This window comes from Roseateles saccharophilus, from assembly GCF_004342485.1.
Lineage (GTDB): Bacteria > Pseudomonadota > Gammaproteobacteria > Burkholderiales > Burkholderiaceae_C > Pelomonas > Pelomonas saccharophila.
The window spans coordinates 1-25,030 of record NZ_SMBU01000052.1 but is presented as its reverse complement, the minus strand read 5'-3'; the positions used below and the strand labels follow the sequence as shown (position 1 = coordinate 25,030).

Here is a 25,030-nt window from a genome sequence, read left to right as displayed (position 1 = left end):
CCCGCGATGACCGCGGCAGCGTTCTCACGAACGCCCCCAACGTTCCTGGGACATCAAGCCCTGGCAAGCCTCAGACAGCGACGGTCATAACACCAGTCCGCCCCGACAAGGCCAATCCATAGCCCTGCAGAGCCCCACAGCGTAGAAGAGCTACTCAGCTAGAGATCGCCTCGCAAGGCCCGCGCCACACGGTCAACGGCCGTGTCCACAGACCGGGCCCTCTGCGCTTCAAGCATGCGGTCCCTGCTCCGCGCGGCATGCTGCACGAGCTTCGTGATGGTCGCCGTATCAATACGCCCCGCGACGTTGGTTCCGGTTCCGGCGAGATCCGGCGCGGTCATTCCCCCGTATCCCGTCACGGTCACGCCATGGCGGGTAGTCCATGAAAGCAACAACGACTGCCCGCCAAAGCCTGACAGGAAGGAGAAGAAACTCAGCAGACCACCCTCGAGGCTGCCTGCAGGCTCTTGCCTCAAAAGTGTCAGCGCGAGCGTCTCGATGAGGAACGATCGCACCCTTGCCGTCGACGGAAGATTGCCATTCCAGTACTTCAACAGCTTGACGAGTGGCTTGGCCCGCCCGCCGTTCTGCTGATTCACTGCAGTGGCCTGCGCCGCGTGTCTCCTTGGGGAGGACCTGATCCACTCGCCGGAATCGCGATCCGGGATCAGGACGAAGTCAGAGCCAGGTGCCTCCTCGATCGCTGGCACGCAGTCGATGTCCAGGTGATAAAGCTCAAGGCGCACGGACCGTCGTTGACCAAAGGTAGAGCTGACCGGATACCTGTATCGAATCGCGTTAGCAAAGGTATTCAGCACCACTTCCGGCGCCGGTCTGAACAGTCCAGCCAGGCCTTGCGACCACCCGTTTGGGTCGATCACGAAGATAACGTCGACATCGTCTAGCGGCCGAATGGCCGTGTCCCTCGAATAGCTTCCGCTCAGATACGACTGCCGGATCCTCGCCCCTATCTGGCCCGTGGAAAGCAGATCCCTCAGGTGGTTCTGGCTCCTGGCGGCACCCGCCTTTTGCGTGGGTGTCGGTTCGATTTCGCTGACCAGCGACCAAAGCTGTTGTTCTACGCTGGCCATGCTATAGCTCACCAATCCGGCTTCGCCCGCGTCGCAGAAGGACCTGCACCTGCGCGACAAGTTGAGCCGGGAAGTTGACCGGCACGTACCAGTCGAAGCTTTCAAGGCTGGCGATGTCGGCCTCGTCGAGCTTCGCCGGTAGCGTTCCGGGCACAAACGAATAGATTAGCAGCGGCACGGGCGGTGCCTTGGGCTGCAGTTGGTGCACTAGCGAAGTGAGCAGCGCGCGGGCTTCTTCCGAGCCGTCAAAGCTCAGCACGACCAGATCTGGATCGCCAACCTGGAACGCATCACCTTGCGCAGGCGAAATCTGCGAGATGTTGCTGATGCCGGCGCCGCGCATCACCGACAACGCGCGGTCGATTGAAGCCTGTAACTTGTCGTCGGCGGCAAGGGCTCCGGCGCCTGCAACCCAGACCACACGTCGACTCTTGAAGGACGCCAGGTCATCGACCTCCGTTCGCAGCGCTTGGTACTGCTCCCGAAGCCGCTGCGCCTCAGCATCTACAGCCTCTCTGACTCGCTCTTCGAACATCTCCTTGACCACGGCCTTCGCCTCGTTCTTAGACTTCCCGAAGAACCAGAACAGAAATCCAAACGCAACAGATATCAGTACGCCCAGCACCCAAAGGGCCTTATCGAACAGCTTCTCAAGCCCGCCGTACTGCCTGTCCGCCTGTCGTTCGAGAAGCGCACGATCGTCGGAGATCATCTTCCGCCAGCGGTCCAGGGCATCGAGCTGATCCGCCGAGCCTGCAGCAACCGCGCTTGCCGCGTTGACTGTCGACTGCACCTGCGACGCTTGGCTGGCCGAAGGCGGGGACGGCGGCGGCGCTGCCATAGTGACGCTCATGACCGAGACGGCCAAGACCATGGCACTCATCCTGTACGGTCGAATCAATGGGCCTCCTCGCTGCGGAATTTGCCTCGCGGGCGAATGCTAGTCGGCCTTGAGCCGGCATGGAACGCTTCGACGCGACGCGCAGATCGAACCGACGCCGTTGACACAGCAGACTGAGCTTGCGCGCAAAGTTGCCAGACGCCGGCACGTATCGCGTGGTGAGCTGATGGAACCTTCGATTGGACAGGTGCTAAAGGAACTGACAGCCACCTTCATCCTCAATCGCTCGGGCGAAGGCAGCACCAAGAAATAGGCCGGCTGACAGGAGCGAGACGGACGTTGTCAGCCGGGCGCGCAGCGCCAAGCCCCCTTGATGCTGGTCCAGCTACACCGAGACACGTAGCCGCTTTGCTCGTTCTCGGAACGCGCGCCTACCCCCTTCAAGGATGGCGCATACGGCCTCTCGGATGGCAGGCTCTTCCAAGCCCCCAGCTTCGTAACTCATCTGAGGGAGTCGACCTGGCTCATGGCTACCGCAGCGCGCCACTATCACTTGGTCGGCGTCTGTATTGACGACGAGGTTCGCGTTGTGGGTAACTATGATGACCTGACGCCGCTTCTTCGCGCGCTGGAACTCAACGACCAACTCGTCATAGATCGATTGAGGGTCCAGGTTCTCCTCAGGCTGATCAACGATAAGGGGGCGATCATCTTGTGAATCGACTGCCAAGTAGAGCAGCAACAGCACGATGCCACGCGTCCCCGGCGACAGACGTTCAATGGGGATGCCATCGAACTCCAGGCCGTAGCCAACGGAGATGTGGTCCGTACTGAACAACCAGGCGGAAATTCTTCGCGCCCATTCTCTGCGGTCCATCTGAGCCGGGCGCTGCGCTCGCAGATCCTCCGAGTACGCACCGACAAATTGCAGCAGAGCCTCCCCGGCTTGGGCAGCGTCGCCCGTCTGCCAAGCGTCGAGCAGAGAAAGCTCCGCAACCAACCGAAGGCTGCCCTTGCCCTTGAAGGCGCTCCCAGATCGCAAGTCCAGCAGCGACTCTCCAGCTTCACACCAAGCGGCTACGTCAACGTTTCTGCGTACAGTAAACGCGAGCTTTCCGAGAGATCCAGAGGCTTCGGCGATCCGCGCTTTCAGTGGTTGATAGAGCTCGGTGAGCGCGGCCTCCTCGTCGACCACCGCCTGGAACACACCTGCATACGCGGCGCGGCGCTGCAGCCGCAAGTCGCCGATGCGCTCGTCGGCTCCCTTGCTTTTCACGATTTCAGCGTCGGTCTTTTCCAGTGCGATCTTGGCTTTAGAGACCTTGTCTGAGATCGCCTTGAAGCGGCGCGCATTCTGCGCATCCATACCAACCAGCTTGCGAAGCCTTTCAAGCTCTCGCTCAAGAATATTCAGCGTGTGCTTGGAGAGGTCATCGTTGATACCAACCAGCGGCACGTTGGGGTCGCTGCCCGCTACAACAGCAGGGTCAGGTGGGACGCCTTCAAGCGTACGCAGAACACGCTTTGTCTCTTCAATCTTGGTGGTGAGGATGGTGTCGACATCACCTGCGAACTCAAGGTCGAACTGCGCCCATTCCGCGACGGAAAGGGCGGCTTCACGCCGCTCCTCGCGCATGCCTTGAATCAACTCGCGCATCTCGTACTGGCGAAGGGATTCAACGTCCTCCATCAGGTGCTGCAACGCCTCCAACCTCACCTTGGTCTTCACCACGATCCCGCGTTTCGCATCGACGGCATTGGAGATTTCGTCGTGTCGTTTGGCGCGGGCATCGTCGCCTTTGGGCATCAGCCCCTTCAAGTCCGCCTCATCCTTGAGGATGGCCTTGTACTTTTCCTCACGATCCTTGGTCAACGCCGCAAGCCCGTCCTTTCGGGCCTGCTCCGAAGAGATGGATTCCGAAATCTTGATGATCGAGGCTACGTGCCTCGACCTGCTCGTTCGCGCACCTTCGAGCTTGATGTCCAGAAGCTCTTCGAACATCGTCGCGTCGAGGCGGTCTGCATCCGGGTGTGCATCGAAGACCACGCGCTCAATCTCGCGAACGAGAGGATCTTCCAGGCCTTCGGCTGAGCACAGTTGATCGACAAACTGCTGAGACAAATACTGCACATGCGGAGCGTCGATCAGATCCTCATCTTCGACGTCAGCAAATGCGTTGGAGGTCGTGTCGCCGGATTCCCAAGTCAGATTGGCTTCGGAGCCCTTGAGATGGCCTGCTGCCCGCCTGAGGAACGACTTATCGCTCAGATGCTTGGAGGCGGCGCATCCGCCCATCGCGATGAAATCCGCGAGCGCCGTTTTCCCTGAGCCGCGGGCGCCGATGATCGCAATGAGACCGGGATTGAGTTCAATGGAGGCAGGCGACATCCACGGCGCGTTGCTCACCGAAACTGAACGGATGACATTGCTAGGGACACGCTGATCAATAGGCCAGTTTCGCAGCCAGCGACCGGCCAGCGCACAGCGCGCGGCGATGCGAATTGGATGCGATGCCGATTCGATGCCGATCAGCGGTGGCGCCTGTGCTTTTTGGGCCGTTTGCGGCCCCATCTGGCCGCTCAAGACGCACCTCGGGCTTGCAGATCCAACAACGATCGCTTGGCGATCACGAGATTGGCCAGCCCGAACAGGCTGAACAGCTGCCCCTGGTTCTTCGCCATGCCCTTGTAGCGGACCTTGCGATGGCCGAACAAGTTCTTCACCACATGGAAGGGATGCTCGACCTTGGCCCGCACGGCGGCCTTCAACTGTTCGGCCTTCTCCAGCAACCGCGCCCACTTCTTCGTCAGGTCCAGCGCCCGGCGCTTGCCCGGCTGCATGGCGACGAACCAGGTCGGCCCCTTGGCCTCTTCGCGCTTGTCCACGCCCCGGTAGCCGGCGTCACCGAAGGCCGATGTCTCCTGCCCGTGCAGCAGCGCACCGGCCTGCGTCACATCGTTGACGTTGGCCGCCGTGCCGATGACCGTGTGCACCAGCCCCGACTCGGCATCCACCCCGATGTGCGCCTTCATCCCGAAGTGCCACTGGTTGCCTTTCTTCGCTTGGTGCATGTCGGGGTCGCGCTCGCCCGTGGCGTTCTTCGTCGAACTGGGCGCGGCGATGATCGTCGCGTCCACGATGGTGCCCGAGCGCATCAGCAGGCCTTGCTCGGCCAGGTGGGCGTTGATCTCGTCAAACAGCGCCTTGGTCAGGTCGTTGGCGAGCAGCAGGCGCCGGAACTTCAGCAGCGTCGTTGCATCGGGCACTGCCTCGCGCGACAGGTCGATACCGACGAAGTCGCGCATCGACTGGCTGTCGTACAGCGCGTCCTCCAGGGCCTCGTCGGCCAGGCCGTACCACTGCTGCAGGCAGTACATGCGAAGCATCTTCGGCACGCCGATGGGCGGGCGACCGACCCGGCCGCTGCGCGGGTACGACGGCGCAATGGCCGCCTCCAGCCGCGACCACGGGACGATGCGCTCCATGTCGGCGAGAAACATCTCGCGCCGCGTGCGCTTCTTCTTCAAGGCGTACTCGGCACTGGCAAAGCTGCGTTGACTCATGCCGTGATCCTGCCGCCGCCGCGTCCACCGCGCATCGCGGTCAGCCCGGATAAATCAGCGTTTCCCTAGGCAGCGCCCCTCTCGGTGGCTCCTTGCCGATGAAGACCCGTCCCTCGGGGTTCATGCATGCCTGGCGCAGTGTCTCGAAGGTCAGTGCGCCCTTCAGCCAACAAAGCCGATCCAGAGCCGGCTTGCCGACGGTGGAATGGGCATGCGCGTCCGAGCCGTGCAGGCATGGTTTGACGCCGCCCCACTTGGTGTTGAGGTCGTCAACCGAAGCAGGGCCTTGACCGAGATAGAAGGAAATCTGCTTGGGGCTAGCGCTAAAGATGATGTGCGCGAAGGCTTCGATGTTGGTCCGTACGGCGGCGAAGGACCCCGTCTCATCCCGCAGCCCCGACGTCCCATCGCGCTCGCCGACAGCGACAGCCACCAGGCAGTTGGCCCTGAACCAATCGTTCGTCTCCCACGTCTCCCGCAGGTCCTCGAAGTCGATCTTGAACTGATTGACCCCCGCGGTCAGCGCCTTGGTGTCGTCAACGATGGACGAATCATGTGCGCGACCCAGCCGGATCAGTTCAGAACGCTCGCACCGAAACTCGTCCTTGGCATAGCGAAACTTGAAACTCGCCATCAGGCGACGGATGCGGTCCAGATGATCAACGTCATCCGGCGAAAACAGCAGGTGGGCGTTGATTGCTGAGCTGCTCGAAGTGCCGATCGAAAGCCGGATCTCGACGTTGGGAAACAGTAGCGCCACAGCTGGCAAGCTGCCTTGCGCTTTCGCGGCACAGGCCTTCTCGTAGGTGTCGATCAGGAAGTAGTCGGTAATGCCGAGCGCTCGGATTGGCGAATCCTGCTGATCGACCTTGTCGAAGAATTCGGGCCATGGGTCTGCCCCCGAAAACTGGTCGTTCATCGCCGTGCCAGGCGCATGAATGTGTGGGTCCCACCTGTGCCAGAGCGACCCACGAGACATATCGGCGTTGGGTTTAACCATCTTTCCGCCTCCCTGAGCCAAGTCTACAAGCGGGGGCGAACCTAGATTTCACCTTCCTGACGGCAACACCGCATGGGATGCCAACAATGATGGTCGCGCCGCCGACGGGTGCCGATAGGCCGCCGCACTGCCTTGGTAGTCGTGGGTTGCAGCGGATGCATCTTGCGCAGGAAACCGAACTCCAGCGAACGTCCCGCCACCTGCGCCGGCCCGACCAACCGCCGATGGCGACGACCACGCCCGGCGCCGCCCCCAGCAGCGCCAGCAGCCCCGGCAGGTAGGCCGCCATGGCAGTGCTGAGGAACCAGGTCACGGCAACCACCCATGCCAACAGCACAGCGGTGGCCAGCGTTCGTTCGGTCGTATTCGGCGCTGGGCTTGGCGGTGCGCCGCCTGCAGCCGCCGCCACCGGCTGCTCCGCCCGCGGCAGCCAGGCGTTGCGCGGCACCCCCAGCACCAAGTGCAGCCCAGCCCAGGCCCAGCAGGCGCCAGGCCCACAGGATCAGCGCCGAGCACCGCCACGGGCAAGCCGGCATCGGCCGCGGGCGCCTCGCGCAACGTCAGAGCCATCAGCGCGGCGCAAGCCGGTCAAGCGCCCTGGAACTCGGCCGACGCCTTCAGGGCCTAGGGTGCATCCTCGATCTTCATGCGCTTGAAGCCGTACTGCGCGAAGTACTCGGGCGCCGCGACGGTCAGCAGGTAGAGAGCGGCGATGTCGCGCGAGCGGGCCTCTTGCAGCAACCGCTCGACGAGCTGGCGGCCGATGCCTTGTTTCTGAAGGCCGGTCGCGATAGCGACGGAGCGCAGCAGCGCCACGCTGCCGTAGACCTCGGCACCAGCGCAGCCGACGACTTCGCCGTTGCTCGTGGCGAGCAGGTAGGTGGACAGGTGCGGCCTGCTGTGAGGCCTATGCCGCCAGCAGTGTCACTGCTCAAATTATGGCGTTTTCCCATAATTTGACTTCCCTCTGATCCTGCGCGGCCGCGTGAGCAACCGCTGCAGGATGAGAAGCCCGCTTCATAGTGAGAAGTACCAGCTGTTCCTTGAGGAACTCAACACCCTCAGGGCGGATGCTGGGCTAAGTCAGTCGGAGCTGGCGGCGCGGATGCAGGTTGGCCAAGACGTCATCAGCCGCTGTGAGGCCGGCCGCCGTCGCGTCGATGTGTTCGAGCTGGCGCTTTGGACACATGCCTGCGGCACCACCCTCGAAGCATTCGTCAAAAAGCTGGACGAGCGCATCCAGCGCCACCAACTGCCGAGCCTGCTTTAAGCCCGCTCGCGTCAGAAGATCTTCTCGGCAGCGGTCGCCACGGCGGCCTTGGCCCGCGCAAGGGCCAGCGGCTTGGGCGAGCCGATGATCAGACCTGCGGCATGCCGAGGCTCAGTTGCCTGGAGGTCGCGGACCTGCTCCCGCGTCAGGCCATTGGCGAATACCCGCGCCGCTTTCTCCGCCATCTCAGCCGAAATGACGACGAACTTGCCTGGGGCGACTCGAACTCGTTTCATGCGCGAATCTTCATAGGGATCATCTTTAGCCGCCCCGTCATTTGTCGATAAGTGGGTCGACCTCAAATATCTGACTGAGCCGTGACCGGGTTGGTCTCGCGGCCCGCTTGCCTGCTTTGCCCGGCTTCGCTCGCAGCCGCAGGGCGTCGAGCCGGCGCAGGTCGACATCGAGTTCCTTCAGGAAGCGCAGGAAGCCGTAGTCCAAAGCCTCCAGCCAGTCGCGCAGACCGATGACGTCCAGGCGGGTCTGGCCACACTCGACGTAGCTGACCGCACCCTGGCTGCGGCCCAGCAGGAGCGCGAGGTCTGCCTGGCGCAAGCCGCGGGACTCCCGAAGCTTGCGCAGCTTGTCCAGAAAGATCTTGTTGTGGCGGCTGTGCAGGGTTTTGACCATGGATTTCTCTCAGCCTCCACCGTAGCCCAGCCGGCTCCGTATCAAAAATCTGGATATGGCCGCATGCCGCGAAGAATTGCCGCCAGGTCAACAATCCGGCCGCCGAACGCCTCGCTGTTCGCGGCAGCAGCCCGATGTTTCTTTCGCTTCCGCAGTACGAGTTTCAGGTCCCGCAGGGGCTCGGAGAACCAGGCAGCAAGCATTGGCGGGTCGTCGAGATGCCGCTGCACGCGCCGTGGTTCCTTTTGACGGTCGCGCACCCAGATCCAGAAGGCGACGGCCTGGGGATGAGCTTCACCATGTGCATCGCCTGGGAGTCGGACTTGGCCGAGACGCTCAAAGCCATCGAGGTCAAGCGGGTGCGCGGCCTAGTTGCCATGATGCCGGGTTGGGCCTCACCCACTGGCCAGTGGTCATCAAGGCAAATCTTGGAGGTCAGGCTTGATGCCGATGAGACCGGCAGATACGTGACGCTGATCGACGCCTCCGGCGAAGCTTTCGACGGCGGTATGCGCGGTGAACCGCCGAGGTGCAGTGCGTCGTCGGAGCTGCTGTTGCAGTTGTCGCCGGGCAAGTCCAAGCCGCGTCGTACTCAGCCGCGAAAGGTTGGCTCCAGCCGGCCTCGGCCCACCTCAACAAGATGAGTGCCTACGTCTCCACCGCGCGGACGAGCGCCTTGCTGGCCGCTAGCGAGCCTTACAGGAGAGCCCGGTTGATGGCCGCCGACATGCTCACTGTTGCGCAGGCGGCCTGTTATGCCCGCACCGATGTAGCGGCGATAGGCGTCTGGATCGCGAGCGGCCGTGTCATCGCGCTGAAGGAGCGTCGCACTAGCTACCGGCTGCCCCGATGGCAGTTCGATCCGGCGATCTGGGAGGCAATTCCTCGTGTGATCATGGCGCTCAACACAACCCACGGTTGGGCGCTGATGACCTTTCTCGAAAGCCCATGCGGTGCGCTTGGCGGGCGGACACCGAGGCATGCGATTGAACAAGGTCATCTACGACAAGTGCTGTTGGCATGCGCGGCCGAGGGGCACTGAGGGTTCGCAACCGCCTCTCTGCCTATCTTGCCGAACTCAATGAAAGTCGCGGCTTGCCGTCTCCAGATCGCCCAGCAGCGGCGTCAGGTCCTCCAGCCGTTTGGCGATCAAGCTGCACGCGTCCCCCTCGCGCTGCCAACTCCCTTCCACGCACAGCATCCGCGAGCGGTATAGCGCCTTCGAGAACTCGTCGCGCACGCTGGGCCAAATGATCACCTGCACGTTGCCGGTCTCGTCCTCGAGGCTGACGAAGATGACGCCCTTGGCCGTCTCGGGCTGCTGCCGCAGCGTGACGATGCCCGCGTACTGCACGAAATCGCCGTTCTCAGCCATCGACAGGTCTTCGGCGGTGGCAAATCGACGCTCGTCGAGCCTGGACCGCAGCAACGCCAGCGGATGGCTTCTGAGCGTCAGCCCCAAGGTGCTGTAGTCCCAGATCACTTCCTCGCCCTCACCAGCGGGCTCGATCTCGAGTTCGGGCTCGTCGACGGGAGCGCCTTCCAACAGCTTGGGAAGTCGGCGCAGCGCGGCAGCGTCCCAGACCTGCTGGCGCCGATGGCCCGATAGGGTGCGCAGCGCATCCGCCGCCGCCAGTTGGCGCATGTCCTGGTGTTCCAGCTGCGCCAGCATCGCGACTTCCTCGGCGCTCTCGAAGTAGCGCTGAACCCGTGCTTTCACGATGCGCGCAGCCGATTCCTTCTTCAGTCCCTTCACCATTCGAAGACCCAGCCGCACAGCCGGCTCATGGTCGACGTCCTCCATCGTGCAGTCCCAGTTGCTGTGCAGCACGTCGGCCGCCCGAACCACGACGCCGTGGCGCTTGGCGTCCTGCACCAATTGGCTAGGGCTGTAGAACCCGAGCGGTTGGCTATTCAACATCGCACACAGGAACTCCGCCGGGTAGTGCCACTTCACATAGCAGCTGGCATAGACCAAGATCGCGAAGCTGGCAGCGTGCGACTCAGGAAAGCCGTAGGACGAGAAGCCCTTCATCTGTTCGAAGACGCTCTGCGCAAACTCCTCGGTGTAACCCCGCTCCAGCATGCCGTTGATGATGCGCGGCATGTACTCGTTGAGCGCGCCTGTCCGCCGCCAAGCGCCCATCGCGCGCCGCAGGCCGTCGGCCTCCCCTGCAGTGAAACCAGCGCAGAGGATCGCGAGCTGCATGCACTGCTCCTGAAACAGCGGCACGCCAAGCGTACGGCCCAACGCCCGTTCGATTTCCGGGCTCGGGTAGGTGACTGGGATTTCGCCGTTGCGCCGCTTGATATAGGGCTGGATGGAGCCGCCCTGAATAGGCCCGGGTCGAACGATGGCGACTTCGATGACCAGGTCGTAGTATGTGCGCGGCTTGAGCCGCGGCAGCATAGACATCTGGGCGCGGCTCTCGACCTGGAACACCCCGACGGTGTCAGCCTTGCAGATCATGTCGAACGTGGCAACGTCGTCCGGTGGGATGTCCTGCATCTCGAAGATTTGGCCTTCGCGTTCACCGATGAGGTCGAAGGCCTTGTGCAGCGCGGTGAGCATGCCCAGCGCCAGCACATCCACCTTCAGCATCCCCATCAAGTCCAAATCGTCCTTGGTCCACTCGATGGTCGTGCGGTCGACCATGGTGGCGTTGGCCACCGGGACCATGCGGCTGAGCAGGCCCTTAGTGAGCACGAAGCCACCGGTGTGCTGACCCAGGTGGCGAGGGAACCCCAGCAACTGCGAGGTGATGTCTCGCAGCTGCTTGACCAGCAGGCTGCCCGGTTTGAGCCCAGCCTCCTCGAAGACCTCGTCGCTGGTGTCGAACTCCCAGGAGCTGGTGCCCTTGCTGAGGATGTCCAGGGCGTCCTCGCTCAGGCCAAGCGCCTTGCCGACGTCGCGCAGCGCACCACGCGACCGGTAGCTGGCGATGGTGGCGGTCAGAGCTGCACGTTTGCGGCCGTACTTGCGATAGAGGTACTGGATGACCTCCTCGCGCCGTTCATGTTCGAAGTCGACGTCAATGTCGGGCGGCTCACCGCGCTCCTTGCTGATGAACCTTTCGAAGAGCATCGACGACCGCAGCGGATCCACCTCGGTCACGCCAGCGCAGTAGCAGACGACGCTGTTGGCCGCCGAGCCGCGGCCCTGGCACAGGATGCCCTCAGATCTCGCGAAGGCAACGATGTCGTAGACGGTGAGGAAGTAGTGCTCGTACTTCATCTCCGCAATCAGGGCCAGTTCGTGCTCGATCTGGGACTGGGCTTCCGCCGGCACGCCTTTGGGCCAGCGGCGGCCGGCGCCGTCGTAGACGACTTCGCGCAGGTAGCTAGCAGCCGTATGGCCGGCTGGCACGACCTCGTCCGGGTACTCGTATTTCAGCTCGTCAAGGCTGAAGTCGCACCGGTCCGCAACGCGCATCGTCTCCAGCATCAGTTCCGGCGGACAGCGCTCGGCGATGCGGCGTCGGGTCCGCAGATGCTGCTCGGCGTTCTGGCGCAGCTTCAGGCCGCACTTGCTGATCGGCAGCCCCAGTCGCGTCGCTGTCTGCACGTCCTGCAGCGGCTTTCTGGAGCGCACATGCATGTGCACATCACCCACAGCAACGATGGGCACGGCCGTCAGCTCGCTGCACTGGCGCAACTTGAACAGCTGTACCTCATCGTCGATGCGCCGCAGTTGCTCCCACCCAAGCCAGCAGCAGCCCGTCCAGTGCCGCAAGAGCCAGCGGGCAATGCCCTCCATCTGCTCCAGCGTGCAGTTGCGGTCGGGCACCGCAATGACGACGCAGTCGGCCAGCGTCTTCCTGTCGATCTCGTCGAGGTTCAGGAAATAGGTGCCCTTCTCCGACCGAAGCCTTAGATTGCTGATGAACTCACAGAGGTTGCCGTAACCGTTGAGGTTCGTCGCAATGACGATGAAGCTGAACGGTGCGCCGGCCCTGACTTCGAACTGCGAGCCGACCAGCAACTTGATGCCGGCTTCTTTGGCCGCTACATGGGCCCGCACCATGCCGGCCATGGTGCATTCGTCGGTGATGGCGATTGCGCCGTAGCCGAGCTGCTTGGCACGGGTGACCAGTTCTTCAGGCCAGCTTGCGCCCCTGAGGAACGTGAAATTAGAGACGCAGCGCAGTTCTGCATAGGGCGGGATCACGGTGCGCCCCCATCAACCGAAGATGCCATGCAGGTACCAGGCGATGCCGTCGTCCAGCTTGGCCTGGAAGATCCACAACGTGCCTGCGCGCCCGGACTCGGCGATCCAGTAGTCGCGCACGACCAGCCGGCCGGCCGCTGCCTCCTCATCGCGGTCCCACCAGCCGGCCTCGATGCACTGCGGCCCCGCGAGCACCTGCAGCTCGCCCTGATAGACCGGTCGGTTGTTGCGCACGGCCAGCCTGAGCGGCTCTGGCAGCACCCACGTGGGTTGCGGTAGGTCTGTACTGGCCGCTGGCTTGCGCGGCACCGGAACGTCGGCCGGCTGCCAATGTGCCATCCACTCCTGGCGATGGTCCTCATTGACGACACAGCGCTTCACTGCCTGGGGACCGACCCGGGCCGCGATGCGCTCCAGCACCAGGTGCGGCGCTTCCCCGTCCTCAGACTCGTCTGGGAACAGCTGCCCGTTGCTTCCGGCCTGGTCGTTCACCTGGTCTGCCGTCAGCACCAGGTCACCGACTGGCGCCGCCAGCTGGATCTTCGTCAGGTGTTCGGCCAGCAGCCGGCACAGGTGCTCCACGTCGCGCGTCGGGTCCGCCGTGCCGACAGTGATGTGGCCACCTTCGCCGGCGTCTCGCGGCCGCATGGCATCGTGGGACCAGTGCAAGGTGAAGGCGGTGGTGCCTGCATGCCTTGCGCACAGCCAGCCGCACATTTGCACGAGCAGCCGGCGGGCGCCCTGCAGCAGCGCGGGCGCATGCTCGACACGGAACGGCAACTCCAGCCTGGCGCGGAAGGCATCGGGCAGCACCTCCCATTCGAAGGCCTCGGGCTCATGGCCATAGGCCTGGTCGATGGCCAGACGTAGTTGCTTGCCCCAGCGGCGCGCAAGGCCGTGTCGCGGCCGCGCCCTGACGTCGCCCAGGGTCCGGCACCCCGTCTGGGCGAGGTCAGTGGCATGAGGCCGCACGGCGCTGAGGCATTCCATGGGCCGGCGATCCAGCAGTTCCTGCAGCGGTTTCTTGAAGCCGTTCTCGATGTTGCAGCGCGCGAAGGCATGGGCCGCCAAGCCCGTCGGCGCCCAAGCGACCTTCTGCACGCCCAGCTCAGCCGCTTCGGCCACGACGCGGTCGCGCAGAGCCCGCCGCCCGCCAAACAGGCGCGTGCTGGCTCCCACCTCCATCAGGACGGCGTCTTCGGAGATCGCGACGCGTGGGGTGAACTGCAGCGCCCACACGGCGACGGCTCGAAGTGCGTCAGGACTAGGAGGTTGAGGCGACTTTGGATCGGTCACGCAAGGGAGCAGCAGCAACGCGCACCACAGCATGGCTTGGCTCGACAGGTCTGAGGCGGCTCGGGTAGCGCATCCTCTCGGTCATGATCTTCCCGATGCCACCGGGCACCGAGGGCAGCACCACGGGCTCCTCCAGCGGGGAGCCCTTGCGCTTGAGCACCTGCAGCGACAACTGCCAGTCGGTGTGCGGACGCACCACCACGCGCAGCGGCGCGGCCGAGGCCTCGCGCGCCGCGGACTCTGGCCGGCACAAGAACACCGGGCCTTTGGAGCGGCTGGCGAGGACCTGCAGGCGCCTAATCTGTTCTGCCCGCACCAGGGGCAGCCAGGACAGCACAGCGCCGAACGTGCCAGCCTTGACGAGCTGCTCGGTGCACCACAGGCGATCGCGCGGGGAGTCGACATCGATCCAGACCAGGTGGCGCTCGTCGACGCGATCGTGCCGCAACCCTGGGGCGTGCGGCGCGTGCGGCGGCCCTACCAAGGCTACGGTGCGCTCTTTCTCGGTCTGCCAGCACATCACCTTCGACAGAAGCCGCAGCTCCGACACCGAGAACTGCGGGACAAGCACCTCGGTCAGTGCACCACAGGGCCAGCCGCCGCCAGGCAGCACGTCGTCGAGCTGTGGGAAGCCTGTCGTCAGGACCTGGGCGACGGGGCCGCCCAGCTCGTTGCCGCGCCACAGGGCCGTCTCGACCTCTTGCGGCAAGGGCTCGTGGACGCCGGCGATAGCGTTTTGAGCGGGCGAAGACAGGCTGGACGACAGCGACACCGTATCCGGCGCAGGCGAGACGGGCTGCATTGGCGTGGAAAGCTATACTGTATATCCATACAGTATATGCGGGCCGATTCACTGTCCAGCGGGACATCACGCCGGCTCGCGTTAGGAGTTGGCGGTCCTTCGGTTGCCCGCATCGGGCGATCCGAGGCCAGCCTGGGCGGGCATATCGAAAGGAGCATCAATGGCTATTCGCGTGGGCACGGTGTCGTGGACCGACAAGACCCTCATCGACTGCAAGCGCTTCTACCCGGCGCTGGCCAACAACGCTGAAAAGCGCTTGAAGTACTACGCGTCCAGGTTTCCGCTGGTCGAGGTGGACTCCAGCTACTACGCCATGCCTTCGGTATCGAACGCAGACCTATGGGCACAGCGCACGCCGGCCAACTTTCAGATGAACATCAAGGCCTTCCGCCTGATGACGGGCCACCAGACGCCGCCTGACCTGCTGCCGCCAGATCTGCTGGCGTCGCTGCCACCCGATACGCGCTCGAAGCGGATGGTCTACCTGAGCGATTTTCCGAAGGACCTGAAGGATGAGGTCTTTAAGCGCTATCTGGCAGCGCTGACGCCGCTGCGCGACGCTGGCAAGTTAGGGCTCATCCATTTCCAGTTCGCGCCCTGGTTCCTGCGCTCGTCACGCGACAAGGCTCACATCGCCTACTGCGTGGAGAAGATGGCTGGCTGCGAGGTCAGCGTCGAATTCCGCAACAACACCTGGCTCGCGCCCGAGCATGTCGACGAGACGCTGGCGATGCTTCGCGACTTGGGCGTGACCCACACGACGGTCGACGAGCCGCAAGGGTTCAAGAACAGCGTGCCGGCCGTGTGGGCCGTGACCAACCCGCGCCGCGCCCTCGTGCGGCTGCACGGTCGCAACTACGAGACCTGGGACATCAAGGGCGCCACGGCCGCTTCGGACCGATTCAACTACGACTACCCGCAGTTGGAGCTGGAGGGGCTGGCCGAAGGCATCCGGCGGCTCAATGGCGAGGCCGGCGATGTCGACGTAATTTTCAACAACAACCACGAGGACCAGGGCCAGCGCAATGCGCAGACCCTGATGGACATCCTTGGCGCTCTGGCGGTTCAGCCCTCGCTGGACTTCGGCGGCGAAGAGCTGCCCTTCTGATCCCTCTCCTCTGCCCTTGAAACAGCGCTGACATGAACAGGCCCACCACCTCGACCATTCACTTCGTCAAAGGCCGGGGGTCTGGCTCAAATACTCAGTCCCGGTTCCTGGCCGCGATGAAGGACCGATCTGAGGCAGAGCCGCCACCGTTCGATGAGGACGACGGCGAAGCCCCCTTAGCGACTGAAGTCAGTGAGCACAAGGCAAAGTCCATCATCAGCCGCAACGACTCGCCGGACATCGGCTTCGATCAGTCCATCAATCCATATCTTGGGTGTGAGCACGGCTGCATCTACTGCTACGCACGGCCGACGCACGCCTACATCGGCCTGTCGCCCGGGCGCGACTTCGAGTCGAAGCTCTTCGCCAAGACGAATGCCGCGGAGATTCTGCGCAAGGAATTGAATCGGCCAAGCTATGAGCCCTCCGTCATTGCACTCGGCGCCAACACGGACCCCTACCAGCCGATCGAACGCAAGCTCGGCATTACGCGAGCCGTGCTGGAGGTGCTGCAGGAATTCCGTGCACCGGTCAGCATCACCACCAAGGGGGCCGCGATCACCCGCGACATCGACATCTTGTCGGCGATGGCCGCGCAAGGCCTGGCACGCGTGAACATCTCGCTGGCCACCATGGACGCCGACATCGCGCGAAAGATGGATCCCAGGGCCCCGAGCCCAAAGCGCCGGCTGGAGGTGGTGAAGGCACTTGCCGATGCTGGGATTCCTGTCGCGATCTTCACCTCGCCCGTGATCCCTGCACTGACGGATGTTGACCTTGAGCGGATCCTTCAGTCTGCAGCAGAGGCGGGTGCGCGATACGCCAGCTACGTGATGCTTCGCCTGCCCCTGGAGGTGCGCGACCTCTTCGTCGAATGGCTCGAGGCGCATTTCCCGCTACGCGCGCAGCACGTGATGAGCCTGGTGGCACAGTCCCACAATGGCCGCGACTACAACTCGACGTTCGGCCAGCGCATGCGAGGCACCGGAGTTCACGCCGACATGGTCGCCCAACGATTCAGGATCGCCACGCGGCGCTACGGCATGAACCAGAACCGGCTCACGCTGGACACGTCGAAGTTCTCTCGCCAGCGAGATTCGCATCAGCAGCAGTCGCTCTTCTAGGCGCAAGGCTCACGGCTCGCTCGATTGGCGCGCTCGCCCGCGCGCAGCGCGGCCCCCACAGCCGGCAGGATCTTCGCGCGCGGGGGCTGACGGCGCAGCTCGCGTTGACCGCTCAGCCGGTGGGAATTGGCCACGTCGGGGGTTCTGATCAGGCAAACCCTAGGCTTCAGTCGTGCAAGTGCACCTGCGTGACAATGGGGAGATCATGGCCAACGGCGATCAACTCAAAGCCTTGTTCCGCTCCTTTGCGGAGGGAGATGATCGCCATTTCTACTCGGTGGCCATGCAGATGGCCGCGCACGAGGCCAAGCAGGGCCATGGAAAGCTGGCTGAGGAGTTGCGGGACCTGCTGGACGCCGCCAAGTCGCGTCGGAACGCTGGCGCAGCAGGTGCTGCTGACGGTGCCATCCCGCTGGCCCGCCCCAAAGGTGAACTGGCCTCGCTGCTCAGTGTCTCCTACCCCTCCAGCCGGCTGTCGGACATGGTCCTGGCTCAGCCACTGCTCGCAGGGTTGCAACGTGTCTTGAAGGAGCAGCGGCATCTGAGCAAGCTGCGCAGCCACGGCCTGCACCCGCGCCGGAAGTTGCTGCTCGTCGGGCCTTCGGGCACCGGCAAGACGATGACCGCGGCCGCGCTGGCCGGTGAGCTGGGAATACCGCTGTTCGTCGTTCGACTGGATGCCTTGATCACGAAGTTCATGGGGGAGTCGGCCGCCAAGCTGCGCCAGGTGTTCGACGCGGTTGCCTCCACGCGAGGCGTTTACTTCTTCGATGAGTTCGATGCCATCGGCAGTCAGCGTGGCATGGCGAACGACGTCGGCGAGATCCGGCGCATCCTCAACAGCTTTCTGCTGATGATCGAACAGGATGAGTCCAGCAGCGTCATCGTCGCCGCCACCAACCACGTGGACATCCTCGATGACGCGCTGTTCAGACGCTTTGACGACCTGGTCGAATACCAACTGCCGTCCGCCGACGAGATCCGGGCGCTGCTGCGCATGCGGCTGGGAAGCTACCTGAAGTCCGCCAAGTCCATTTCGGCTTTGACTACCGAAGCTGTCGGCCTGAGCCATGCAGAGATCACGCGCGCCGTTGGCGATGCGGTCAAGGAAGCAGTCATGCACGACCAGGTCAGCGTGCCAGCCGATGACGTGAAGATCCTTCTGCAGCAGCGCCAGGCCGTGCGACGCCGCACGCCCGTGGCCAAGGCCTGAGGGCGCGTCCGCTGAATGGCTACCGGCGAACAGCAGCACCGTCCCCACCTGTTCCCTCAAGACACCCGCAGTGTCGAGGGCTATACGGCCAAGAGCAGTGGCGGTGGCGACAAGGTCGTGGTGCAAGCGAAGAACCGGCAGCAGCATGCCGGCGCGTTGCGGGCCCAACTCGCGCAAGTTGATGTCGCCCAACAGCAGCGCGTGGCCGAGCAGCAGGAAGCCGGCGTGCAGAGCGCGATCGGCATACAGGTCGAATTTGAGAGTGAGCAGGGGGTGGCCATGGCCGCCGCGAGCCTGGCTCGCGATCACCGCGGTATTGAGCTGATGAATGTTCGGCAGCAGGGCACGCAGATCCTGGCCACCGTTTTCGTTCCGCAGGGCAAGCTCGACCATTTCGAGAAGCTGATCACCGAATACGTCGATCACAAGACCGACAAGAACGGCAACCCGCGGGATCATCAGACGCTGGTGGACGCCATCAGCGCACTGCGGGTGGCGACGTTCGATTCGCTCTGGACCGATGAAGCGGCCGCCTTGCCAGCCGACGATGCCCAGGCCATCTGGTGGGAGGCTTGGCTGCCCCTCGGCGCTCATGCGGAGCGCACGCTTGCCGACTTCCGCACAGTGGCCAACATGGCAGGACTGCGGGTCAGCGATCGCGTGCTGCATTTCCCCGAGCGCATGGTCGCTCAGGTGCACGGCACCAAGAGCCAACTCCTCCAGTCATCGCTTGTGCTGAACATGATCGCAGAGCTGCGACGTGCAAAGACCACGGCTGAGTTTTTCGCCAATCTGCCGCTGGATGAGCAGGCCGCCTGGCAAGGCGATCTGCAACGAAGGCTGCAGCCTGGGCCCGGCGGCAACGCGTATGTGACGCTGTTGGACACTGGCGTGAATCACGGCCATCCGCTACTCGCGCCGTTTGTGGCCGACGAGGATCGCCACGCTGTCGAACCCGACTGGGGGCCGGATGACGACAACGGCCATGGCAGCGAACTCGCCGGCCTGGCGCTGATGGGCGACCTCACGGCAGCGCTCGCCGAGGATGCGCCGCTGCTGGTTCCGCACCGCTTGGAGTCGGTGAAGGTGCTGCGCTTTCCCGGAGACAACGAGGGCGAGTCATTTGGCGCCATCACGGCGGAAGCGGTGGCTCGGGTGGAGATCACCGAGGCTGAGCGCCGGCGCGTATTTGCGATGGCCGTGTCGTCGACTGACGGCCGCGATCGAGGCAGGCCCTCGTCCTGGTCCGCCCAGGTGGATAAGCTGGCTTGCGACTACGAAGGTCAGGGCGCGACGCGGCGGCTCTTCGTGCTTTGCGCGGGCAATACCAACGACAACGACGCATGGGCCGCCTATCCACACAGCCTGAGCACTAGTTCCGTCCATGACCCGGGCCAGGCGTGGAATGCGCTGACGGTCGGCGCGTATTCCGATTTGACGACGATCTCAGCGCATGCCCCGGCGTATAGGGCCATCGCCGGCGCCGGCGGATTGAGTCCCTACACCACTACGTCGGCGACCTGGCAGGCCGGTTGGCCCTTCAAGCCAGACATCGTCATGGAGGGCGGCAACGTTGCGATCGAGCCGTCCGGGTTCACCAGTTCCATGGACAGCCTGTCCTTGCTGACGACCGGCCACCAGCCGCATGAGCGGCTTTTCACGCTCAGCTGGGCCACCAGCGCAGCGACTGCGCTGGCCGCGGGCATGTGCGCGCGGATAGCGGCGGCCTACCCGGGCTTCTGGCCAGAAACGATCCGTGGCCTGATGGTGCACTCGGCACGGTGGACCCAGCCGATGCTCGATGCCTACACGCCGGGCGGCGTACGAAACCAGAACACTATGCGCCAGTTGCTGCGCCATTGCGGCTACGGCGTGCCGAGCCTCGAGCGGGTGCTGTACAGCGCGCGCAACTCGCTGACGATGATCGTGCAGGACGAGATCCAGCCGTATTACAAGGACGACGGCTCGGTGAAGACGCGGGAGATGCACCTCCACGATCTGCCCTGGCCCATCGACGTGCTTCAAGACCTCGGGGATCTGCCGGTCACGTTGCGCGTCACCCTGTCGTACTTCATCGAACCGAATCCCGGCGAGCGGGGTGGCATCGACAAGTACGCTTACCAATCGCACGCGCTGCGCTTTGCAGTTCGGCGACCGCTAGAGACCGAGGCCGCCTTCCGCGGCCGCATCAACGCCCAAGCGGCCGCCGAGGAGCAGGGCCTTCCGGGCGGGGGTGGCGCGGATCCCGGCTGGACCATTGGAGAGCGGCTGCGCACCCGAGGCTCGCTGCTGTCAGACAGTTGGACAGGGACGGCCGCGCAGCTGGCCAACCGCGGGCAACTGGCGATCTTTCCGGCCATGGGCTGGTGGCGGAACCGGCCGTCCCACAATCGCTTTGACCGAGCAGCCAGGTACAGCCTGCTGATCTCCATTGAGGCTCCCACGGCCGAGCAGGATCTGTATGCGCTCGTTGCGCAGCAGATTGCCGTTGCAGCCGAGGTACCTGTGGAAGTCCGGATTCCCTGACCAATCATCGAGATCGGCTCAGGCGGCAGGCAAACGGGCCATTGCAGGCGCACACTGGTGCAATGGACTTGGCCTATTTCCTACGCGAGCGGACGGCGCTGATCCGGCACTTCTACGACACGGCATCAGTGCCGTTCATTGAGACCAAGCGCCTGATAGAGGCCAAGGAACCTCCCTTCCACGACCCGCCTTGGGATGACAGCGGCGAGCCCGCGTACATGGAGGAATGGTCGCGAGCCGACGTGGAGTTGGAGCTGCTGGGCCGGGCCTGTATCACCATGCTGTCCGAGAGCATCAAGCACTATCTCAAAGGCTGGGAGCGCCAGTTTCCCCTGACGCCCACGGCCGAGAAGGCGATGGGCCCAAAGGGCTTCGTGCGCGCCTACGTCGACCACTACTGTGCAGCGCTTGGCCTCCATACCTGTCCCGCTGACCTGGATCTCATCGAGCAGGTCGTACTGGCACGGAACAGCGCGCAGCACAATGGCAGCTTGACCATGGACTCGGTCGAGCACGACAGCAAGACTCGCAAAAAGTTCCCCCGGCTCTTCTTCAGCCGCAACGACGGCGTGGATGTGGGCGACGACGGGCTCGACACGTTCCTCGCGGATTGGATCCATGTCGACCGCAACAAGCTCTTTCGGGCGACGGAGGAGGTGGAGGTTCTGGCCGACTGGTTGCAGGAACAGATCTACTCCCGGTAGAAACCTGACCCCGACCATTCACTTCACTCCGGCAACCCGCCGTACTTGGCCGCTCGCCAACACCTGTGCGCGACTCAAGCGCCACCACCGACCGGACATTGCTCGACCTAGTGGCCCGCGTACCCTGCGGCGTCCAGCAGTGCCGACAAGCCAGCATCGACCCGGCTCCTATGCAGATCGGCAAGGAGATCTTCCTTGAAGAAGCGGTTAGCGAGATGGACGTAGTACTCGTAGCTGGTACGTACGTCGTTGTGGCCTAGCAGTTGACGAAGGTCCTCGTCCACAGCCGCGTCGTAGACGAACGACCGGCCCAACATGTTGTTCTGCTTTAGCGCCTCGTAGACGAAGTACGTCGCGCACGTATGCCGCAGCATTCTGGGATTGAAGGCCCGCTTCTTGTACACAGGCCCGCGTCCAGATAACTCATTCTCTTTTGACGCTCGAGTTACCTTGGAAAAGTGATAGTGCAGGATGCTGTAGTCCACCTCATATCCATCCCTCGTCAAAAACAGTATGGAATTTCTTGGGGAGACGCCGTTGCGCTTCCTATACAACTCGGCCCGCTCTCGGCGCAACGGTATATATTGCTGACAGATCACCCGCCATAACTGACCCGGAAATCTAATCATCCTATTCTTGCCCTTCGAGCGGCAATAGAAGCCGATCTCCTGAAAGTCTAATCCTTCGGGAATTTCGTCCAAGTCGTAGGGAACAAATCCACTGTTCTCCGCAGCTCCACGATACGGAAGCTGGAGCAACTCCTTCGGCCGCATAGCCGTGATTCGGATCACAGCCGCCATTACCTTAAATACCTCGTCATCCAGGAGGCGAAGGGCAATCTCATATTCGGATTGCACGACAAACTTTTCCACTTCGCTTTGAAGAAAAGTTGCTCGTCCGCTGGGCAGGTTGAACGCCAGTTTCTCTCGCCCAGTGCTGTCTTGAGCGCGAGCGAGGAGGGACTGATCCTTGAGGCGAATAAGCACCTCCTCGCGATCGACTTCCAGAAAGTGACGATATCCGACGCGTTCGGCCCAGTCGTAGAAGGAAACTATTCTTGCCGCGTAGTCCGCGGCGGTATCTTCCAATGGCCCGAACGATGATCTGGCCGAAGGTCGCGTGAGGTCAAAAAGGTATCGCTCGAATATATCAATATCTATTGCGGCCCAGTGCTGCGCACCGTATCCAGAATCATCCAGCCACTGCAAGTAGCGAGACAAGATCCAAGCATACTTTCGCCGGGTCTCCACGCTTCGAGATTTTAGCTTGGCAACATGCATGAGCCAGCGCGTCGGCCCCTCGATAATCTTAAAACTATCGTCGAAAACCATCGGCACTGCATCAGACGGCCACCCGTCGATTTGCTTAAGTCCATATCCGGACACAAGTTTCAAAGCCCTACTCCTGCGAGACCCTAGTCAATTCATCAGCGACAGCGCTAACCATATCCCGCAGGTAAGCCACCCTAACAAACAAACCGCTTACCCGCTCAGCCAAGGGCGTGACCGTGTCTGCCGAATGCGTCGGATCGCCAGAGATTGGCACTTCCGCATGAAGGATGTTTTGCATCTTCAATTTAGATTCCTGCTCTTGAACCAAGCGCTTCACCGACTGATTCTGATAAAGAGTGCTTCTCGGAAAATCGCAGTACGCCAATAGGGCCTTTCGACATATCGACTGCCGGTCCCGCGATAGCAGGTCGCTCCAGTCCTGAGCCGCTTCGCGGTTGTGAAAAAGCGCCAATAGGCGATCAGCATTCGCGTTCCTTCTCATCGGACGCCGACAAGAGAATCGAATGACTCCATCACCGACACCCGTTCTGTCCCCGCATGGATCGCACGTATCAGTTCTTCTGTCGGCCCTGCCGCCACGTTAGAAGGCATCGCACGCCTGAGGCATTCATCCGCCCCGGTCAGGAGCCACGCACACCTCACCTCGGCCTCGCACAAGCGCTTCACCTGCGCGAGCAGCACTGTGCGAAGCTCCTCGGTGTGTAAGGTGCCCTCGATGAAGAGGCTGGTGCCGGGTCCCGGCGCGGCCTGCCGATCGATCCACGTCGACTTTCCTGACAGAGGAAGTCCACACACGAACGTGATAGAGGTGAAGGCCTTGCCGACCGCTTTGTCAGGGATGTGCCGATGAAGCTCCGTAAGGAAGTGATCCATTGCCTTGGCAACGCTCATCTCGGGCGGAATCGATATGTGCCGTTTGCGCCCTTTGGCACCAATAACGTTGGACCGACCACCCTCGTCAGTCAAACGCCGCACCTCTTGCTTTAACCTGCCTATTTCTTCATATGTCGCCGTCAACTCAATGCGTTGCTTGCGGACTTCGTCCCGCCGACTTGGGGTCTCGTGCGAAATTGCGAAATAGTATTGCAATTGATCGACGAGTCGTTGATATGTTGCGTCGGCGAAGTTGATAGTTTCTTCAAGTTCCTTCTCAAGGGCGCCAATCCGGTCCGAGAGCCACTTGATTCTCGATGGCTCTCTGCGCCGAAATACCGACGGCATGTTCACCACGACAGCGGGAGGAATGTCGCCGCCATCGATCACAGCCATTACGGCGTTCCAATCATCATTGTCCTGATACAGGGTCGACCGGCCAACCCCTGCAGCCCTCGCGACGCTCGCGACTGTTAACTGCTCTCCTTCCTGCCTCAGGTGCGCGATCGCGGCGTAGACCGCTTGAAGCGACTTACCCCTAGCCATATCTCGGAGTATTTTTGACTGCACCGTCGACTCCGGTTATCTCAGCGAGACGCCGGCCAACTTCGGCTATTCGACGCATGGAGTAGTCAGATTGGTCTTTGCCACAGTAAGGATGAGTCAGCATTCTCTCGTGAAATTGAATTTCGCTTGCCAGATTGTCAGCGTGGCCTTCGGTGAAGACCGCAAAGTTGCAACTGAAGGGCTCGCAAGCAAACAAGTTCGGGTGAAGACGATCCGCCGCCGATTCCTCTTTCCCAACGCAAGGGGCGGTGTCGTTAACACTTGGTGAGCGGATGCAAATCGCCAGATTCGTACGGTGCAGAAGCTTAATACCAGAATCGAGCAAGGAATCTACATATTGCTCGAGAGTCTCCTTTCCACGGTCCTGCAATCGTGCATGGAATGTCTTCGAGTCGGCGATACTATCCTTCACCCTATTGCCTCCCCTGCCTCCAATTCGTCCCGATGCAGCAGCAAGCATCACCTCAGCGAGAATTTCTGTGTTCTTTTCGATGAGATAGCGTTTCAATTCATCATTCACGCCAGGCAACGAAAGTATGTAGCGAAGCGTCATTCTGAGGCTCTTGTGAGAAAACAAGTGCCGTATAAGCTCGATGTTTCTCGAGTCCTGATAAATAATATACATCGCGAGCGATTTTCGGAAGCGATGAGGATGAATATTCCCAGAAACACCGCATGCCTCAGCAACCCTCGACAGCGCTCGCTCTGCAAAAACTCCGTCCGGGTTTCTCCCGAAGAACGCCCTGTTTATGCATGACAGAAGGTAGTCATGCTGCCCGAATTCTCGCGATTGCGCGCACAGCTTGCGAAGCACCTCGACCGCATTAAACGTCACTTGCGGTATGGGAATCTTCTTGCTGTCTCCTTCCTGAATCCGTGACCACCATCCCTGCGGCCAGGAATTGGAGCGCGAGTTGACGGTTGAACCGCGTGATACGTCCGCGCAGAGGTCAGCAATGGG

General features: G+C 62.4%; 19 protein-coding genes and 3 pseudogenes. 8 read left to right on the top strand and 14 right to left on the bottom strand.

The features are described 5' to 3' along the window. Positions 1–158: 158 nt before the first annotated feature. From EV671_RS24465 to EV671_RS24440, 6 genes and pseudogenes are all read right to left on the bottom strand, one after another. Positions 159–1,091 (bottom strand): SMODS domain-containing nucleotidyltransferase, encoded by a 933-nt coding sequence (locus EV671_RS24465; RefSeq protein ID WP_132576531.1) that lies wholly within the window; start codon positions 1,089–1,091, stop codon positions 159–161. A 1-nt stretch (position 1,092) separates the two neighbouring features. Next, a complete protein-coding gene (locus tag EV671_RS24460; RefSeq protein WP_132576530.1) occupies positions 1,093–1,965 on the bottom strand; it encodes a hypothetical protein in 873 nt (290 codons plus the stop codon). 352 nt (positions 1,966–2,317) lie between these two features. Beyond that, positions 2,318–4,369 (bottom strand): annotated as a pseudogene (locus tag EV671_RS24455) (TrlF family AAA-like ATPase); the annotation flags it as partial. A gap of 143 nt (positions 4,370–4,512) precedes the next feature. Further along, the gene (locus EV671_RS24450; protein ID WP_132576528.1) at positions 4,513–5,496 is read right to left on the bottom strand and encodes an IS5 family transposase; all 984 of its coding nucleotides are present in this window, start codon (positions 5,494–5,496) and stop codon (positions 4,513–4,515) included. Between the two features lie 55 nt (positions 5,497–5,551). After that, a pseudogene (locus tag EV671_RS24445) lies at positions 5,552–6,496 on the bottom strand (TrlF family ATPase); the annotation flags it as partial. A 624-nt stretch (positions 6,497–7,120) separates the two neighbouring features. Next, a pseudogene (locus EV671_RS24440) lies at positions 7,121–7,387 on the bottom strand (GNAT family N-acetyltransferase); the annotation flags it as partial. 94 nt (positions 7,388–7,481) lie between these two features. On the opposite strand from EV671_RS24440, the gene EV671_RS24435 reads away from it, so the two are divergent. After that, positions 7,482–7,766, top strand: a complete 285-nt coding sequence (locus EV671_RS24435) for a helix-turn-helix domain-containing protein (RefSeq protein WP_132576525.1) — start codon at positions 7,482–7,484, stop codon at positions 7,764–7,766. A gap of 11 nt (positions 7,767–7,777) precedes the next feature. Here EV671_RS24435 and EV671_RS24430 read toward each other — a convergent pair whose 3' ends face one another. Both EV671_RS24430 and EV671_RS24425 read right to left on the bottom strand, forming a co-directional pair. After that, positions 7,778–8,002: a hypothetical protein gene (locus EV671_RS24430; protein ID WP_132576524.1), complete on the bottom strand. Its 225-nt coding sequence runs from the start codon at positions 8,000–8,002 to the stop codon at positions 7,778–7,780. Positions 8,003–8,039: 37 nt separating this feature from the next. Beyond that, positions 8,040–8,396: a helix-turn-helix domain-containing protein gene (locus EV671_RS24425; RefSeq protein WP_132576523.1), complete on the bottom strand. Its 357-nt coding sequence runs from the start codon at positions 8,394–8,396 to the stop codon at positions 8,040–8,042. Between the two features lie 134 nt (positions 8,397–8,530). Here EV671_RS24425 and EV671_RS24420 point away from each other — a divergent pair, with 134 nt between their 5' ends. Then, positions 8,531–9,040 carry a hypothetical protein gene (locus EV671_RS24420; RefSeq protein WP_132576522.1) on the top strand — a complete coding sequence of 170 codons (510 nt, stop codon included), beginning with the start codon at positions 8,531–8,533 and terminating at the stop codon, positions 9,038–9,040. Then, positions 9,037–9,438, top strand: coding sequence for a hypothetical protein (locus EV671_RS24415; protein WP_132576521.1), 402 nt, complete (start codon positions 9,037–9,039; stop codon positions 9,436–9,438). Before EV671_RS24420 ends, EV671_RS24415 begins: the two co-directional genes overlap by 4 nt. 36 nt (positions 9,439–9,474) lie before the next feature. On the opposite strand, the gene EV671_RS24410 is transcribed toward EV671_RS24415, so the two are convergent. Genes EV671_RS24410 through imuA form a run of 3 tightly spaced genes read right to left on the bottom strand, consistent with a single transcriptional unit; the run spans position 9,475 to position 14,662 of the window. Then, a complete protein-coding gene (locus EV671_RS24410; RefSeq protein WP_132576520.1) occupies positions 9,475–12,564 on the bottom strand; it encodes an error-prone DNA polymerase in 3,090 nt (1,029 codons plus the stop codon). A 12-nt stretch (positions 12,565–12,576) separates the two neighbouring features. Further along, entirely contained in the window at positions 12,577–13,803 is a 1,227-nt protein-coding gene (locus tag EV671_RS24405) for a Y-family DNA polymerase (protein WP_338139962.1), read from the bottom strand. 25 nt (positions 13,804–13,828) lie between these two features. Next, positions 13,829–14,662 (bottom strand): translesion DNA synthesis-associated protein ImuA, encoded by an 834-nt coding sequence (imuA, locus tag EV671_RS24400; RefSeq protein ID WP_132576518.1) that lies wholly within the window; start codon positions 14,660–14,662, stop codon positions 13,829–13,831. A 160-nt stretch (positions 14,663–14,822) separates the two neighbouring features. On the opposite strand from imuA, the gene EV671_RS24395 reads away from it, so the two are divergent. The 5 genes from EV671_RS24395 (at position 14,823) to EV671_RS24375 (ending at position 21,337) form a co-directional block, all read left to right on the top strand. After that, entirely contained in the window at positions 14,823–15,770 is a 948-nt protein-coding gene (locus EV671_RS24395) for a DUF72 domain-containing protein (RefSeq protein ID WP_132576517.1), read from the top strand. 32 nt (positions 15,771–15,802) lie between these two features. Then, positions 15,803–16,894 carry a PA0069 family radical SAM protein gene (locus EV671_RS24390; RefSeq protein WP_132576516.1) on the top strand — a complete coding sequence of 364 codons (1,092 nt, stop codon included), beginning with the start codon at positions 15,803–15,805 and terminating at the stop codon, positions 16,892–16,894. 172 nt (positions 16,895–17,066) lie between these two features. Next, entirely contained in the window at positions 17,067–18,107 is a 1,041-nt protein-coding gene (locus EV671_RS24385) for an AAA family ATPase (RefSeq protein ID WP_243655864.1), read from the top strand. Between the two features lie 15 nt (positions 18,108–18,122). Further along, positions 18,123–20,633, top strand: coding sequence for a S8 family peptidase (locus tag EV671_RS24380; RefSeq protein WP_207911241.1), 2,511 nt, complete (start codon positions 18,123–18,125; stop codon positions 20,631–20,633). Between the two features lie 62 nt (positions 20,634–20,695). After that, positions 20,696–21,337: a hypothetical protein gene (locus tag EV671_RS24375; RefSeq protein ID WP_132576515.1), complete on the top strand. Its 642-nt coding sequence runs from the start codon at positions 20,696–20,698 to the stop codon at positions 21,335–21,337. Between the two features lie 107 nt (positions 21,338–21,444). Here the strand turns inward: EV671_RS24375 and EV671_RS27085 are convergent, their stop codons facing one another. The 3 genes from EV671_RS27085 to EV671_RS24360 all read right to left on the bottom strand — a co-directional run. Further along, complete coding sequence (locus tag EV671_RS27085) at positions 21,445–22,731, bottom strand: tyrosine-type recombinase/integrase (RefSeq protein WP_207911240.1); 1,287 nt, start codon at positions 22,729–22,731, stop codon at positions 21,445–21,447. A gap of 375 nt (positions 22,732–23,106) precedes the next feature. Then, the gene (locus EV671_RS24365) at positions 23,107–23,898 is read right to left on the bottom strand and encodes a hypothetical protein (RefSeq protein WP_132576514.1); all 792 of its coding nucleotides are present in this window, start codon (positions 23,896–23,898) and stop codon (positions 23,107–23,109) included. Between the two features lie 142 nt (positions 23,899–24,040). Then, positions 24,041–25,030 (bottom strand): tyrosine-type recombinase/integrase (locus EV671_RS24360; RefSeq protein WP_165917708.1); only part of this gene is annotated, 990 nt, incomplete at its 5' end.